The 14855-nt window shown below is 62.9% G+C and carries 15 protein-coding genes; 7 read left to right on the top strand and 8 right to left on the bottom strand.

What is annotated here, in order from left to right:
• Window positions 1-142: 142 nt before the first annotated feature.
• Entirely contained in the window at window positions 143-1285 is a 1143-nt protein-coding gene (gene mnmA, locus VOI21_RS06090) for a tRNA 2-thiouridine(34) synthase MnmA (protein WP_323768767.1), read from the bottom strand.
• Between the two features lie 122 nt (window positions 1286-1407).
• Between mnmA and VOI21_RS06085 the strand changes: the two genes are divergently transcribed.
• The 5 genes from VOI21_RS06085 (at window position 1408) to VOI21_RS06065 (ending at window position 7182) form a co-directional block, all read left to right on the top strand.
• Window positions 1408-1686 carry a DUF1153 domain-containing protein gene (locus VOI21_RS06085; protein ID WP_323768765.1) on the top strand — a complete coding sequence of 93 codons (279 nt, stop codon included), beginning with the start codon at window positions 1408-1410 and terminating at the stop codon, window positions 1684-1686.
• 94 nt (window positions 1687-1780) lie between these two features.
• Window positions 1781-2497 carry a response regulator transcription factor CtrA gene (gene ctrA / locus VOI21_RS06080; RefSeq protein WP_323768763.1) on the top strand — a complete coding sequence of 239 codons (717 nt, stop codon included), beginning with the start codon at window positions 1781-1783 and terminating at the stop codon, window positions 2495-2497.
• Window positions 2498-2558: 61 nt separating this feature from the next.
• Window positions 2559-4823: an NAD-dependent DNA ligase LigA gene (gene ligA, locus VOI21_RS06075; RefSeq protein ID WP_323768761.1), complete on the top strand. Its 2265-nt coding sequence runs from the start codon at window positions 2559-2561 to the stop codon at window positions 4821-4823.
• Window positions 4820-6910: an ATP-dependent DNA helicase RecG gene (gene recG, locus VOI21_RS06070; protein ID WP_323768759.1), complete on the top strand. Its 2091-nt coding sequence runs from the start codon at window positions 4820-4822 to the stop codon at window positions 6908-6910. Before ligA ends, recG begins: the two co-directional genes overlap by 4 nt.
• Before the next feature lie 149 nt (window positions 6911-7059).
• Window positions 7060-7182, top strand: coding sequence for a hypothetical protein (locus VOI21_RS06065; protein ID WP_323768757.1), 123 nt, complete (start codon window positions 7060-7062; stop codon window positions 7180-7182).
• 189 nt (window positions 7183-7371) lie between these two features.
• Here VOI21_RS06065 and VOI21_RS06060 read toward each other — a convergent pair whose 3' ends face one another.
• Together VOI21_RS06060 and VOI21_RS06055 are read right to left on the bottom strand one after the other, a co-directional pair.
• Window positions 7372-8775: a methyl-accepting chemotaxis protein gene (locus VOI21_RS06060; RefSeq protein ID WP_323768755.1), complete on the bottom strand. Its 1404-nt coding sequence runs from the start codon at window positions 8773-8775 to the stop codon at window positions 7372-7374.
• 49 nt (window positions 8776-8824) lie between these two features.
• On the bottom strand, window positions 8825-9277 hold the full coding sequence (locus VOI21_RS06055; RefSeq protein ID WP_323768752.1) for an iron-sulfur cluster assembly scaffold protein: 453 nt from the start codon (window positions 9275-9277) through the stop codon (window positions 8825-8827).
• Between the two features lie 48 nt (window positions 9278-9325).
• On the opposite strand from VOI21_RS06055, the gene hisI reads away from it, so the two are divergent.
• Complete coding sequence (hisI, locus tag VOI21_RS06050; protein WP_323768750.1) at window positions 9326-9706, top strand: phosphoribosyl-AMP cyclohydrolase; 381 nt, start codon at window positions 9326-9328, stop codon at window positions 9704-9706.
• 12 nt (window positions 9707-9718) lie between these two features.
• On the opposite strand, the gene gluQRS is transcribed toward hisI, so the two are convergent.
• Genes gluQRS through VOI21_RS06030 form a run of 4 tightly spaced genes read right to left on the bottom strand, consistent with a single transcriptional unit; the run spans window position 9719 to window position 13427 of the window.
• Window positions 9719-10591 (bottom strand): tRNA glutamyl-Q(34) synthetase GluQRS, encoded by an 873-nt coding sequence (gene gluQRS, locus VOI21_RS06045; protein WP_323768748.1) that lies wholly within the window; start codon window positions 10589-10591, stop codon window positions 9719-9721.
• Window positions 10588-11193, bottom strand: coding sequence for a class I SAM-dependent DNA methyltransferase (locus VOI21_RS06040; protein WP_323768746.1), 606 nt, complete (start codon window positions 11191-11193; stop codon window positions 10588-10590). Before VOI21_RS06040 ends, gluQRS begins: the two co-directional genes overlap by 4 nt.
• Window positions 11194-11205: 12 nt before the next feature.
• Complete coding sequence (trmFO, locus tag VOI21_RS06035; protein ID WP_323768744.1) at window positions 11206-12570, bottom strand: methylenetetrahydrofolate--tRNA-(uracil(54)-C(5))-methyltransferase (FADH(2)-oxidizing) TrmFO; 1365 nt, start codon at window positions 12568-12570, stop codon at window positions 11206-11208.
• Between the two features lie 59 nt (window positions 12571-12629).
• The gene (locus VOI21_RS06030) at window positions 12630-13427 is read right to left on the bottom strand and encodes an enoyl-CoA hydratase (RefSeq protein ID WP_323768742.1); all 798 of its coding nucleotides are present in this window, start codon (window positions 13425-13427) and stop codon (window positions 12630-12632) included.
• Window positions 13428-13508: 81 nt separating this feature from the next.
• Here VOI21_RS06030 and VOI21_RS06025 point away from each other — a divergent pair, with 81 nt between their 5' ends.
• Window positions 13509-13907, top strand: a complete 399-nt coding sequence (locus VOI21_RS06025; RefSeq protein ID WP_323769264.1) for a PaaI family thioesterase — start codon at window positions 13509-13511, stop codon at window positions 13905-13907.
• A 6-nt stretch (window positions 13908-13913) separates the two neighbouring features.
• Here the strand turns inward: VOI21_RS06025 and VOI21_RS06020 are convergent, their stop codons facing one another.
• On the bottom strand, window positions 13914-14708 hold the full coding sequence (locus VOI21_RS06020) for a crotonase/enoyl-CoA hydratase family protein (RefSeq protein WP_323768740.1): 795 nt from the start codon (window positions 14706-14708) through the stop codon (window positions 13914-13916).
• Between the last annotated feature and the right edge of the window lie 147 nt (window positions 14709-14855).

Below are 14855 nucleotides of genomic sequence, written 5' to 3'. Positions count from 1 at the left end.
TGCGGCGCGCTGGATGTCTCGAGGATGGCCTTTGGCCACCCTCTCGGGGCGGGGCGCTGCCCCGTCGCTGCGCTCCCCCGGAGTAGTTGAGCCAAGAAGAAGCCGGGGAGGCATCTGCGGGCGGCGGCCCCGGGTCAGGTTCTTAGTGCCCGCGCCAGATCCAGCCGCCGCCGAAGATGCGCGAGCCTTCGGGTGCGTAGAAGACGCAGGCCTGACCGGGGCTGACGCCTTCTTCGGCCACCACCAGTTCGACCTCGGCCTCGGTCTCGGAGATCGGGCGCACGATGGCCTCACGCGGGGGGCGGGTGGAGCGGACCTTGACGTTCAGGTGCCATTCCTTCTGCGCGGTGAAAGGGGTGTCGCCCAGCCAGTTGATTTCGCGCACCGGCACCGTGCGGGTGGCCAGCAGATCCTTAGGGCCGACGATGACGCGGCGCGTATCCACGTCCAGTTTCACCACATAGAGCGGGTCGGCCAGCCCGCCGATGCCAAGGCCGCGACGTTGGCCGATGGTATAGTGGATCACGCCGTTGTGCTCGCCCAGAACGCGACCGTCCACATGCACGATCTCGCCGGGTTCCGCCGAGCCGGGGCGCAGTTTTTCGATCACGGCGGCATAGTTGCCGTCGGGCACAAAGCAGATGTCCTGACTGTCCGGTTTCATTGCCACGCTCAGCCCGTATTTCGCGGCCAGCGCGCGAGTCTCATCCTTTGACGGCAGGTGGCCCAGCGGGAAGCGCAGGAAATCCAGTTGCTGCGGCGTGGTCGAGAACAGGAAATAACTCTGGTCGCGGGACGAATCGGCGGCCGAGTGCAGTTCGGGGCCGTTTTCGCCCGTCATGCGCTGAATGTAGTGGCCGGTGGCCATGCAATCGGCCTCGAGGTCCTTTGCGGTCTCTAGAAGATCCTTGAATTTTACACGTTCATTGCAGCGGATGCAGGGCACCGGCGTGGCGCCACCCAGATAGCTGTCGGCAAATTCGTCGATCACCGCCTCGCGGAAGATGTTCTCATAGTCGAGGACGTAATGCGGGAAACCCATTTCCTCGGCCACGCGGCGGGCGTCGTGGATATCGATCCCGGCGCAGCAAGCGCCCTTTTTGGCCAGCGCAGCCCCATGATCGTAGAGTTGCAAGGTCACTCCGACGACATCATAGCCCTCTTCTTTCAGCATCGCGGCGACCACGGAACTGTCGACGCCGCCGGACATGGCGACGACCACACGGGTTTGCGACGGCGGTTTGGGCAGGCCCAGCGAATTCAGCGGGCGCGTGTCGAGGGGCATGACGTGTCTCCTTGGAATGCGCGGAATATAGGAAAATCCGAACTACTCACAAGGGGGCGTTTCAGAGGTCGTTAAGTGCCGCATGCCTTTATGGCGGCCACCGAAGCATTGGAGTTCGGAAGATGTACCTTAAAAAGATCGAAGGTCCGCGTGCCGTCCGGCTGCCCGATGGCAGCACCATGACCCGCGCCGACCTGCCTCCGAAGGAAACCCGGCGATGGGTCGCGTCGCGTAAGGCGGCGGTAGTCAGGGCTGTTACTTTCGGGCTATTGACCCATGATCAGGCCAAGGATCACTACAGCCTCAGTGATGAGGAGCTGCTGGAATGGGTCAAGGCCGCCACCCGGCACGGAGAAGATGCGCTGAAGGTCACGCGTGTGCAAAAATATCGTCAACCTTGAGTTGAATTGTTTCTCGGGACGGCTATGGTAAGAGGGCGTTAACCTTTTTCGCTCAGGTTGTATCTCAACCGAAGACATTGCCCGGAGACAGTACATGCGTATCCTGCTGGTTGAAGACGATCCGACCACGTCGAAGAGCATCGAACTGATGCTGAGTCACGCCAACCTGAACGTCTATTCCACGGATATGGGCGAGGAGGGGATCGATCTGGCCAAGCTCTACGACTACGATCTGATCCTGCTGGATTTGAACCTGCCGGACATGAACGGACATGAGGTTTTGCGCCAGTTGCGCGTGGCGCGTATCGATACGCCAATCCTGATCCTGACGGGCGAAGATGACACCCAGTCGAAGATCAAGGGATTTGGCTTTGGCGCGGACGACTATATGACCAAGCCGTTCCACCGTGACGAGCTGGTGGCGCGTATCCACGCGATCATCCGCAGGTCGAAGGGGCATTCGCAGTCGATCATCCGGACGGGCAAGATTTCGGTCAACCTTGACGCGAAGACGGTCGAGGTCGCGGGCAAGCCGGTGCATCTGACCGGCAAGGAATACCAGATGCTGGAACTGCTTAGCCTGCGTAAGGGCACAACCCTGACCAAGGAAATGTTCCTCAACCATTTATACGGCGGCATGGATGAACCGGAGCTGAAGATCATCGACGTCTTTATCTGCAAGCTGCGCAAAAAGCTGTCCGAGGCGACCGGCGACGACAATTATATCGAGACCGTCTGGGGCCGTGGCTATGTCCTGCGCGATCCCGAACCCAGCCAGGATGAAACCAAGGCGATCGCCGCCAACGGCTGAGCGCTGGACCTCCTCCCGGCGCACGCCTATCACTCTGTCAGGTGAAAATGCGGGGGCGGGGATGGGTGAAACACCGTTCAATGAAAAAGCGGTCACAGACCTGACCGAGGATGAGGCGCAAGAGGAACTTGCGTCTCTTTCGCATGTTCTGGCCGAGGCGAACCAAGCCTATCACGTCAAAGATGCGCCTGCGATTTCGGACGCGGAATATGACGCGTTGAAGCGACGCAATGCCGAGATCGAGACTCGATTCCCTGCCCTGAAACGCGAGGACAGCCCGACCGAGCAGGTTGGCGCGGCGCCCGCCGAGGGGTTCTCCAAGGTTCGGCACAGTGTCAGGATGCTGTCGCTGTCCAACGCCTTTGAAGACTCGGACATTGCCGATTTCGACGCGTCGGTTCGCAGATATCTCGGGCTGGCCGGGGATGCTCCGCTGTCCTATACCTCGGAACCCAAGATCGACGGGTTATCGCTTGCCCTGCGCTATGAAAACGGCGCGCTGGTGCAGGCGGCCACGCGTGGCGACGGGGCCGAGGGTGAAAATGTCACCGCCAATGCCCGCACCATCGACGATATTCCGCAAACACTGACCGGCGCGCCGGACATTCTGGAGGTGCGCGGCGAAGTCTACATGAGCCATGCGGATTTCGAGGCGTTGAACCTGCGTCAGGTGGACCGCGTCGGCAAGGTCTTTGCCAATCCACGCAACGCCGCCGCCGGGTCGCTGCGCCAGCTTGATGCCGAAATCACGCGGAGCAGGCCGCTGCGATTCTTCGCCTATTCTTGGGGGGAACTGTCCTACCCTCTGGCCGAGACCCAGTTTGGTGCCATCGAACGGCTTGCCGGTCTCGGGTTTCAGACCAACCCGCTGACGCATCTGTGCGATGGTCCCGATGATATGCTGGCGCATTACGCCCGGATCGAGGCACAGCGCGCGACGCTGGGCTATGACATCGACGGGGTGGTCTACAAGGTCAACGATCTTGGCCTGCAAGGTCGGCTTGGGTTCCGGTCCACCACGCCCCGCTGGGCCATCGCGCATAAATTCCCCGCCGAACTGGCCTGGACCCGACTGGAGGCGATCGACATTCAGGTCGGGCGCACCGGCGCGCTCAGCCCGGTGGCGCGGCTGACGCCGGTCACGGTGGGCGGTGTCGTTGTGTCCAACGCGACGCTGCACAATGAGGACTATATCCTTGGGCGCGACAGTCAGGGCAACTTGATCCGCGAAGGCAAGGATATCCGCGTCGGTGACTGGGTGCAGGTTTACCGCGCCGGGGATGTGATCCCCAAGGTGGCGGATGTCGACCTGTCGAAACGCCCCGAAGACGCGCAACCCTACGTGTTCCCGACAGTCTGCCCGGAGTGCGGATCGGAGGCGATCCGCGAAGAGGGGGACGCCATTCGCCGCTGCACCGGCGGTCTGATCTGCCCGGCACAGGCCGTTGAAAAACTGAAACACTTCGTCTCGCGCGGGGCCTTCGACATCGAGGGGCTGGGGGCCAAGCAGATCGAGATGTTCCATGGCGATGAGGTCCTTTCGATCCGCGAACCTGCGGATATTTTCACCCTTGAGGCGCGTGACGGGGAAACTCTGGCCCGGTTGAAAAATCGCGACGGATGGGGTGAAAAATCGGCCACAAACCTGTTCGCGGCCATCCAGACGCGGCGGCATATCGCGTTGGAACGGATGATCTTTGCCTTGGGGATAAGGCATGTCGGTGAAGCGGCGGCGCGCGACCTTGCGCTGCATTTCGGCAGTTGGGAGGCGCTGACCCGCGCTGTCGACACCGCGCGTCCTGCGGTTCTGGCGCAGCGCGCCGCGGATGACGCGGAACGGGCGGAACGCGCCAGCGCCGCCAAGGACGCCCGCCGCGCCCGGATCAAGGAAACCCGCGATGCAGCCATCGCGGACCGGGACGTACCGGAGGCCGCAATGGACAGCTGGGCCGAACTGACCGGGATCGACGGCATCGGGTCCGTCTTGGTGCTGTCCTTGTCGGACGCGCTGGCCAACGCGCAGGAGCGCGCCTCCATCGACCGTCTTGTGGCGCATCTGGATATCCAGCCGCCGGAACGCCCCGCCACGGAGGGGTCCCCGGTTGCGGGCAAGACCGTGGTGTTCACCGGCTCGCTGGAGCGGATGACGCGGGCCGAGGCCAAGGCGCGGGCGGAATCGCTGGGGGCCAAGGTATCGGGGTCCGTCTCAAAGAAGACCGACATCGTGGTGGCTGGTCCGGGCGCGGGCAGCAAGGAACAAAAAGCGCGCGACCTTGGCCTGACTGTCCTCGACGAGGATGGCTGGCTGGAGCTGATCGGCGCATGAGTGGACGGCCCGAGACGCTTTGGCCGCTGTTTGCCGATCTGACCGGGCTGGACGGCATCGGCCCAAAGACGGCGCAGGCGCTGGACGGCGCAGGGATTGAGACGCCGCGTGACCTGCTGATGACGCTGCCGTATTCGGGCATCGACCGGGCGCTGCGCGACAGCGTGCTGGACGTCGACCTGCCGGGGGTCGCCACCGTCGCGGCCACGATTGGCCGCCACCGTGCGGCATCGCGCAAGGGCGGGGCCTATCGGGTTGAGGCCGATGATGCCCGCACCCGCTTTCAGGTGGTCTTTTTCCGGGGCAATGGCGAGTACATCCAGCGCATGTTGCCGACCGGGCAGCGGCGCATCCTGTCGGGCCGGGTCGAGCTTTTCGATGGTGTGCCGCAGATGGTCCACCCAGACCATATGCTGGACCCCGATGAGGCGGGTGATCTGCCGGGCTTTGAGCCGGTCTATCCGCTGACCGGCAATGTCACGCAAAAGACCATGGCGCGCGCGATGGCGGATGCGCTGACCCGCGCGCCGGACCTGCCGGAGTGGATCGACCCCGCGCAGAAAGAGGCTGAGGGTTGGCCGGATTGGGCAGAGGCCCTGCGCCGCGCCCATGCGCCCAAAGGCTTGCGCGATCTGGCCGCGACCGCCCCGGCGCGAACCCGGCTGGCCTATGACGAATTGATGGCGCATCAACTGACGCTGGCGCTGGCCCGTGCGCACCGTCGCCGGGCAAGCGGGATTGTCAGCCGGGGCGATGGTCGCCTGTGCAACCGCGTGCTGGCGGCGCTGCCCTATGCGCCGACCGGCGCACAGACCCGCGCCATTGCCGAGATCGCCGGGGACATGGGGTTGCCGCAGCGCATGAACCGGCTGCTACAGGGCGACGTGGGGTCTGGCAAGACGCTGGTGGCGCTGATGGCGCTGCTGACGGCGGTTGAGGCAGACGGGCAGGGCGTCATGATGGCGCCGACAGAAATCCTTGCTCGTCAACATCTTGAGGGGCTGCGCCCGCTGGCCGAAAGCGCCGGTGTTGTGTTGGAACTGCTCACCGGACGCGACAAGGGGACAGAGCGCGCGGCCAAGCTGCGGGCCTTGGCGCAGGGCGATATCCAGATCCTTGTTGGGACCCATGCGGTGTTTCAGGCCGACGTCCAGTTTGCCGATCTGCGGCTGGCGGTGGTCGATGAACAGCACCGGTTCGGCGTGCGTCAGCGGATGGAACTGGGCCGCAAGGGGGCGGCGGCGGATGTGCTGGTCATGACCGCCACGCCGATTCCGCGCAGTCTGGCGCTGGCGCAATACGGTGACATGGAAGTGTCGGTGCTGGACGAAAAGCCGCCGGGCCGTAAACCGGTGAAAACGGCGCTGCTGTCGAATGAGCGGATGGAAGAGGTTGTTGACCATCTGCGGCAGGCGGTGACCGAGGGGCGGCAGGCCTATTGGGTTTGCCCGCTGGTGGAGGAAAGCGAAAGCTCTGACCTGATCGCCGCTGAGGCGCGGTTTCAACACTTGCGGGCGGCGCTGGGTGAAGGCGTCGTTGGGTTGGTGCATGGACAGATGCCACCGGCCGAAAAAGATGCCGCCATGGCGCGGTACGTCGCGGGCGACACCTCTGTTCTGGTGGCAACCACGGTGATCGAGGTGGGTGTGAACGTGCCCAACGCCTCGATCATGGTGATCGAACGGGCCGAGTCCTTTGGACTGGCGCAGTTGCACCAGTTGCGCGGTCGCGTCGGGCGGGGAGAGACGGCCTCGACCTGTTTGTTGATGTACCAGCCGCCGCTGTCTGACGGTGGCCAGCGCCGCCTGACCACCCTGCGCGAGACCGAGGACGGGTTTCGCATTTCCGAGGTCGATCTGGAAATGCGCGGGGCAGGGGATGTGATCGGGGTGGCGCAATCGGGGCTGCCCCGTTTCCGGGTCGCCGACCTTGAACGGCAGGCCGGGTTGATGGCGGTGGCGCAGTCGGATGCCCGCCGCCTGCTGGCAGATGATCCGGAGTTGAAGACCCCCCGAGGACAGGCGGCGCGCCTGTTGCTCTGGCTGATGCGGCAGGATGAGGCGATCCGGTTGATTGGCGTTGGTTGACCCCGATCTGGACGGGCCAACGCGCGGCGCAGCAGGGGACAGTTAACGCGTTGGGCGCAATTTGTTCTCAAATGTTCTCATTAAGTTCTTTACAACGCGTTAACGATATGAGAACAAAGGGTCAACAAACGGAACATTGGAGACGCGCCATGATCGACACCGTCAAGACCGCCCTGCACCGCCAGCACGCAACGCTCTGGCAGGATGCCCTTGGCGTCATCTCTCTTGCGGTGATCTTTTTCGGGGCGCTGCACCTGCCTTCCGTTCTCTGAGTTTCTGCCTGCGTGTCTGTAGCCCGGATCTGTCGCATGTCACCTGTCCCGATGTGCCACAACCTGTCCCCAACTCGGTTTTCCTGCCTGTAACCGATCACGATCCGGGCCCCACAGATCGACACGCTCCTTGCCGCCGCCTCCTTGTCCCGGAGTGCGGCGGTTTTTTTTGGCCTTTGAGCCCCCGGACTAGAACCTGTAGGCGAGCCTCAACCCGCCCCAATGCCGACCGCGCAGGGTGATCGGGGCCGACAGGTCCTTCATCATCACGAACTCCCCACCGCCCATGTCGCGGCGATAGACCTGCAACAGGAAGGGTTTTGTATTGCGCCCGGCCTTCAGCCCCACACGATCATTGAAAATGCGCCTGTTGCGGCAGTGCGCGGCGTTCCAGACCGGGTCAGCGCTCTGCGGTTGTGAGAACTTGCGGTTGTGGGTCGGCAGATAGCCATTGGTATCCACCGCGGCGCAAAAGACGACCCGTCGATCCCGGTCCAGAACCGGTTCCTGGATCGGGGGCAGGATCTTGTCCAGAACCCCGGTGAAGGGGGCCAGCACCTGCTGCGGGTCGGTGCCATCAATCGGGCGATAGGTGCGCGTGAACAGGTCTGCTTCGCTGAGGCGTCCGTGTTCCAGAGCCTGCGTCATGGCCTGCGCGACCTGTCCGGCAAGGTCCTGCACCAGCGTGATCATCGGCCCGTCCGCGCCATCGCCGCCCAGCGCAACGGCGTGTTGCAGGATACCTTCGGACGTGTCGATCAGCGTAAAACAGCGGCGCGTCGCCTCATCCACGTCGGCGGCCACCTTGGACACAGAGACCGAAATCCGGTCCACCGCGCTACGGGTGCGGTCAACGGCCGTTTTGGCCTGCGCCGCCTCGTCCGACAAGGCCATCGCGCCGCCGCGCATAGCGCCGATCCCCTGTTCGATTTCCGACAGCGCACGATCGGTGTCATCTGCCTTTGCAAGAACCGAGTCCGCCTGCAACGCGGTGGTTTGCGCCTCACTGTGGAGACGCGACATCCAGTCGGCCAACCGCGCGACCGTCGTGTCGATCTTTTTGGCGGCATCGGCGGTCTTTTGGCTGAGATCCTGAACCGACTCGGCGACGATGGCGAATCCCTTGCCCGCCTGTCCTGCGCGTGCGGCCTCAATTTTGGCGTTTACGGCGAGGATGTGCACCTGCCACGCAATGTCCGAAATCTGCGTGTTCGAGGTCTGGACCGCGTTCAACATGTCCTCAACCTCAGCGCTGCCCGCATGGACCGCGCGCACCCATTCTGCCAGTACCTGCGAGTTCTGCCCGGTTTCGCCAATTGTCCGGACGGAGGACTGAACCTGTGCCAGCGTCACCTCTGCCGTGTCGGACATTTTCCGGACAGCGTCATGCATACGCGCGCTGACCTCTGACAGGTCGGCGGTCTGGTCGCCGACCTGTGTCAGTTCAGTCAACTGCTGACTGCAACGGTCGTCAAGGTCCTGAAGAAAGCCGCCGATATCGACGGTTTCGCGGCCAAGGCCGGTTGCGGCCTCTGTAAGTTGCGCTAGTTCCCGTTCCAGATCGGGAGCGGACAGATCGGTGGAATGCTGCATGGCCTGCCTCTGTTTTCGTCCTGCTTAAACCAGCAAGACAAACAGATGATTAAGCTGAATGGATTTGCCGTGCTTCCTGAACCGCCTCACAGGCGGCATCCAGAGCCAACATGATCGAGGCATGGCGGTTCTTGAACGACGCCGCCGGGCGCAGCACCTCAAGCCCGTCAAAGGGCGCAGGCGGCGTTGGACCGTCTTCCTTGAGCATGGCGCGCAGGGCATCGCGGGCGGCCATGATCGCCTCGGGCGTCTGTCCGATGATGGCACCACCGACGACCGATGCCGCTGCCTGTCCCAGCGCGCAGGCCTTTACGTCCTGGCCATAGTCCGACACTTTGCCATCCTGCATCGAGATATCGACCGTCACGGTGGACCCACACAGCGGCGAGCGTTTCTTGACGCTGACCTGTGGGGTTTCCAGCCGCGTGTTGTGCGGGATATCTGCGGCCAGTTCCAGGATGCGACCGGAATACAGCTTGATCAGGTCTGTTTCGCCACTCATGGCTTTCTCCTGCTGCGGGTTCCCCATACATAGGCAGCGCTGCCGCTGATGCAAAAGGTTTTTCCCATGGCTTTCGACCCCTCGACACTAAAGTATGATGTTCGCGGCCTGATCCCCTGTATCGCGCAGGATGCCGAAGGGGGGGAGGTGTTGATGATGGCGTGGATGAACGCCGAGGCCGTGGCCAAGACGCTGGACACCGGGCGCGTGACCTATTGGTCGCGGTCGCGTCAGGCGTTTTGGATTAAGGGCGAAACCTCGGGGCATGTGCAGGAACTGGTTGATTTTCGGGTGGATTGTGACCGCGATTGCCTGCTGGCGCTTGTCCGGCAGACCGGACCGGCCTGTCATACAAACCGGCGCTCCTGTTTCTATACGGCGGTGCGGGACGGCGACGAGGTCGAGCTATCCAAGCCGATGGAGGGGTGATTTTCCAGAGGGTTACAGGCCGACCTTCCTGCGGATATCGGCGGGGGTAAGCCCCTCGGCCCGATAGGTGGCGATCGCGCGGGCGTCGTCCCGTTTGGCCAGCCGGCGGCCGTCTTCGTCCCGGATGAGGCGATGATGCAGGTACGTGGGCGTTGGAATGCCCAGCAGCGCCTGCAACAGGATGTGTATCTGGGTGGCGTCATAAAGATCTGCGCCGCGAATGACGTGGGTGATCTTTTGGGCGGCGTCGTCCAGCACAACCGACAGATGGTAGGACCCAAGAAAATCCTTTCTGGATAATACGATATCTCCGACACCTGAGGTCAATTCCTCTGCCCGGACAGGCACGTGCCGACCCGGCAGGTCCCCCAATGGGCCGGTTTCGGTGAAGCCTGCCAGAGGGGTCGGCAGGGACTCCAACGCTGCCACCATATCCAGACGCAGGGCCATGCCCTCAGGGGGGGCTGCGCTGCCTCTCGGAGAGCGGTGGCGACAGGTTCCCGGATAGACCAGCCCGTCCGGCCCATGCGGCGGTTCCGCGCCCTCTTGCGGGGCAGACACGGCGGCGGCAATGTCGCGCCGTGTGCAGCTACACCCATAAAGCAGCCCACGCGACCAAAGCTCTTGCAAACCAGCGCGATAGACGTCCTGCCGGTCCGACTGGCGCATCGGTTCTGCGTCCCAGGTCAGGCCCAGCCATGTAAGGTCATCATATATCTGTTGCTCCCATTCGGGACGGGCGCGGGTGCGGTCGATATCCTCGATCCGCAACAGAAACCGCCCGCCGGCAGCGCGCGCCAAATCATGCGCGAGGAGCGCGGAATAAGCGTGGCCCAGATGCAGCGGCCCGGTCGGGGATGGCGCAAAACGTGTAGTGAATGTCACACTTTTTCAATCGCATAAACGGTTGAGTTCATGTTCTTTCCCGGCAAGTGCGGCCCGTGTTCACGGAACAGTTGGCGCAGCTGTCCTTCGTTGATCCGCCGGTCAATCAGCGCCTCGAAAGTGGGGTCTTCGAGTGTGTGATCGTTGAAGGAAAAGACACACTGTGCGCCGGGGTCCAACGCCTCAAAGATGCGATCCAATGCTGCCAAAGGCGCGGCCCCGGCACCGATGACCCCGATGGCGGCGACTGCCGCATAGCCGGTGGGCACCGGATCGTCAGGACCAATCCGTGTCAGGGTGCGATAGATGTCTTTCTCGTGAGCGTGCTCCAACATGCCCGGTGACAGGTCGATGCCGTCGATGGTGGAAAACCCCGCAAGGCGCAGCGCAAGGCCCGACAGACCGGTCCCGCAACCAAAATCCAGAACGGGTGCCTGGGCATCGCCCAGGGTGGCGTGCAAGGCCTCGGCGCAGCGGCGGGGCGTGGCATAGCCTTCGTCCTGTACGGCCTGATCATAGGTCGCGGCCCAGCCGTCATACAGATCGCGGGTTTCCTGCTCGCTGCGCGCCTTGTAGACCTTGTCGAAATACGGGTTGCTCATGGCCTCAGCGTTCTACTCTGCGGCCTGTCCGTCAACCCCCTGTTGCGCCAGCCAGTCGGTCCAGACCTCTTTGGCGCGGTCGGTATAGCCCTTATAGCGCTCGCGACGCCCCTTGCGGCCCCCGCGCAGTCCTTCGAGCGGTCGGAACAGGCCAAAGTTTACGTTCATGGGCTGGAACGTCTTGGCCTCGGCACCGCCGGTGATGTGATGGATCAACGCGCCATGGGCGCTATCTTGCGGGACGGTCGGCATCGAAATCCCGAGGATGTCCGCCGCAGCCATGCGACCTGCAATCAGACCCATCGCAGAGGATTCCACATAGCCTTCGACGCCTGTAACCTGCCCGGCAAAACGGATGTTCGGCATGGACCGCAGGCGCATCTGGTTGTCCAGCAACGTGGGGCTGTTCAGGAACGTGTTGCGGTGGATGCCGCCCAGACGCGCGAAGCTGGCATGGTGAAGGCCAGGAATCATACGAAAAACATCGGCTTGCGCGCCATACTTCATCTTGGTCTGAAAGCCGACGATGTTGTACAGCGTGCCCAGCGCATTGTCGCGCCGCAGCTGCACCACGGCATAAGGTTTGTTTTCCGGCTGGTGCGGATTGGTCAGGCCGATGGGTTTCATCGGACCAAAGCGCAGCGTCTCGCGCCCGCGCTCTGCCATGACCTCAATCGGCAGGCAGCCGTCGAAATATCCCGCTGTCTCACCCTCATGAAACTCGGTTTTGTCGGCGGCCAGAAGGGCGTCGATAAACGTCTCGTACTGGTCCTTGGTCATCGGACAGTTGAGATAGGCCTTCTGCTCTTCCTCGGTCTCGCCCTTGTCATAGCGCGATTGCCGCCACGCCACCGACATGTCGATGCTTTCGGCGTAAACGATCGGCGCGATGGCGTCGAAAAAGGCCAGCCGGTCGGCCCCGGTTTCCTGCTGGATCGCGGCCCCTAATCCGGCAGACGTCAGCGGCCCGGTGGCAAAGATCCACTGGCCATCGCTGGGAAGATCGGTGATTTCCTCATGCGAAATCATGATGTTGGGATGCGTTTTCAGTGCCTCTGTCACGCTCTCGGCAAAGCCTTCACGGTCCACCGCCAGTGCGCCACCGGCGGGCAGGCGCCGGGCATAGGCGGTGCGCATGATCAGCCCGCCCGCCTGCAACATTTCCCAATGCAGCAAGCCCACGGCATTCTGTTCATGATCGTCTGACCGGAACGAGTTCGAACAGACCATTTCCCCAAGGTTTCCAGTCTGATGCGCAAAGGTCTTCACCTTAGGGCGCATCTCGTGCAGGACAACCTGCACGCCCATTTCAGCAGCCTGCCAGGCAGCCTCGGACCCGGCCATTCCGCCGCCGACGATATGCAATCTCTCTGTCATGACCCGCATCTAGGCGAGCGCGCGGGCAAAGCCAAGCCCGCGACGCGTTTTGATCGGGATCAGCCGTCGGACTTGCCAGCCCAATCCGGCGCGCGTTTTTCCAGAAAGGCGGAAATGCCCTCATCCGTGTCGCGCCACAGCATGTTTTCCACCATCACGTCGCTGGCAAAGGCATAGGCCTCATCCAGCCCCATGGTGATCTGGTCGTAAAACGCACTTTTGCCGATCTTGACGGCCGCCGTCAGCTTGCCCGCCAGCGTTTCGGCCAACTCCTGCGTTGCGGCCTCCAACTGGTCATGCGGCACGGCCTTGTTGATCAACCCGGCGCGCTCGGCCTCTTCGGTCGACAAAAAGCGGCCTGTGGTCAGCATCTCAAACGCTTTTTTGCGCGGGATGTTGCGCGACAGGGCCACCATGGGCGTCGAACAGAACAGCCCGATATTCACACCGTTGACGCCGAACCGCGTGCCCTCTGCCGCAACGGCCAGATCGCAAGAGGCGACCATCTGGCAACCCGCCGCTGTGGCGATACCGTGAACCTGCGCGATGACAGGCTGGGGCAGGCGGGTCAGACCGGACATGACGCTGGCGCAGCGCCCGAACAGATCGGCGAAATACGCTTTGCCCCCATCCTCGGCCTGCCGGCCAGCCTGCATTTGTTTCAGATCGTGGCCCGCGCAAAACGCCTTGCCCGCGCCAGAGATCACGACAACCCGAGTCTCACGGTCCTCTGCCAGCGCATCGATCTGCGCCTGAAGGGCGGCCAGCATCTCATCCGAGAGCGCGTTCAACCGCTCCGGCGCGTTCATGTGCAGATGGGCGATGCCGCCCGCGTCGCGACGTTCCAGGATTTCCATCTTGTCCTCCTCGTTTGGGCCAGATTAGCTGCACCCAACAGAGGAGGAAAGCGCGTGGAACTCAAGATCACCGCCGAAGAAATGACAGTGTTTCTGGATGAGGTCTTCCCTCAGGTCGAGGGCATGTTCGGGATCGACCGGATGGATGAGACCCTGCTGGTGATGCGGCTGTTTAACGACGACAAGCACCTGCGGCCCGGCGGCACGGTGTCAGGCCCGGCGATGTTTTCACTGGCCGATGTGGCGGCCTATGTGGCCACGATGGGGTTCGTCGGCAAAGAGGCGCTGGCGGTGACGACCCATTGTTCCATCGACTTCATGCGCAAGCCGGTGGCGGGTGTCGACCTGTTGGCCGAGGCGCGCGTGCTGAAACTGGGCCGCGCTTTGTCAGTGACCGATGTGCTGCTGTTCAGCGAGGGCACACCCCAGCCAGTGGCCCATGCCTCTCTGACCTATTCGATCCCGCCCGCCCGGACCTAAAGCGCATTACCTGAAATTCGGCGCGCGCTTTTGCATGCGGGCAAAGACCGCCTCCAACTGGTTGGGCTGACCGATGACCTCTGCCTGCAATTCTGCCTCCAGCCGCAGCGCGCGCGCCCGGCCCATCAGCCAACTGTCGTTGATCAGCCGTTTGTCACGGCGAATGGCGTCGGGATTCTGGCCCGCGATCGCCTGCGCCAAGGCGCGCGCCTCTGCCAGTGGATCGTCACAAATCCGGGTGATCAGACCCAGGTGCGCCGCCTCTGCCGCCTCGACCACGCGCCCGGTAAAGATCAGCTCCTTGGCCTGATCGGCGCGCATCAGGCGGGGCAGGGTGGTGGTGATCCCCATGTCGGGGATCAGGCCCCAAGTGATCTCCATCACAGACATGCGCGTGTCGGCGGCTGCCAGCCGGATATCCGCCCCTAGAGCGATCTGGAATCCCGCACCATAGGTGACACCGGTCAGGGCGGCGATGACCGGCACGTCGAGTTCCTGCCAGACGGTGCAGGGTTTCTGGAACATGTTGGCACTCTCGCCGTCTGGCACCTCAAGGATCTTGCCGATCAAAGCCTTGGGATCGGGGTTGGCGGTGAACAGCGAAGTGTCGATGCCAGAGCAGAAATTCGGCCCCTCACCGCGCAGGATCACGGCGCGCAGTCCGTCGGCATGTTTCAAATCCTCACCCGCCTGTGCCAGCCCTTCAAAGACCGACAGATCGACGGCGTTGTGCTTGTCCGGGCGGTTGAGGATGACCTCGGCAATTGGGCCATCGCGGGTGATGCGGACTGTGTCGGACATGGGAGTGCTTTCTTGCCTGTGCTGCCCGGAGCATAGAGGCGATGCCCCCCCTGCGCATAGCCGTGACGTCGCGTGGATTGCGCGGGTGTATTTGAGTATTTTGACCAAGAAGAAGCGCAGGGTCGCGGCTTCTTCTTGGGTTAAATA

Source organism: Antarctobacter sp. (genome assembly GCF_034670325.1).
GTDB lineage: Bacteria > Pseudomonadota > Alphaproteobacteria > Rhodobacterales > Rhodobacteraceae > Antarctobacter.
This window is presented reverse-complemented; position numbering and strand designations above follow the sequence as displayed.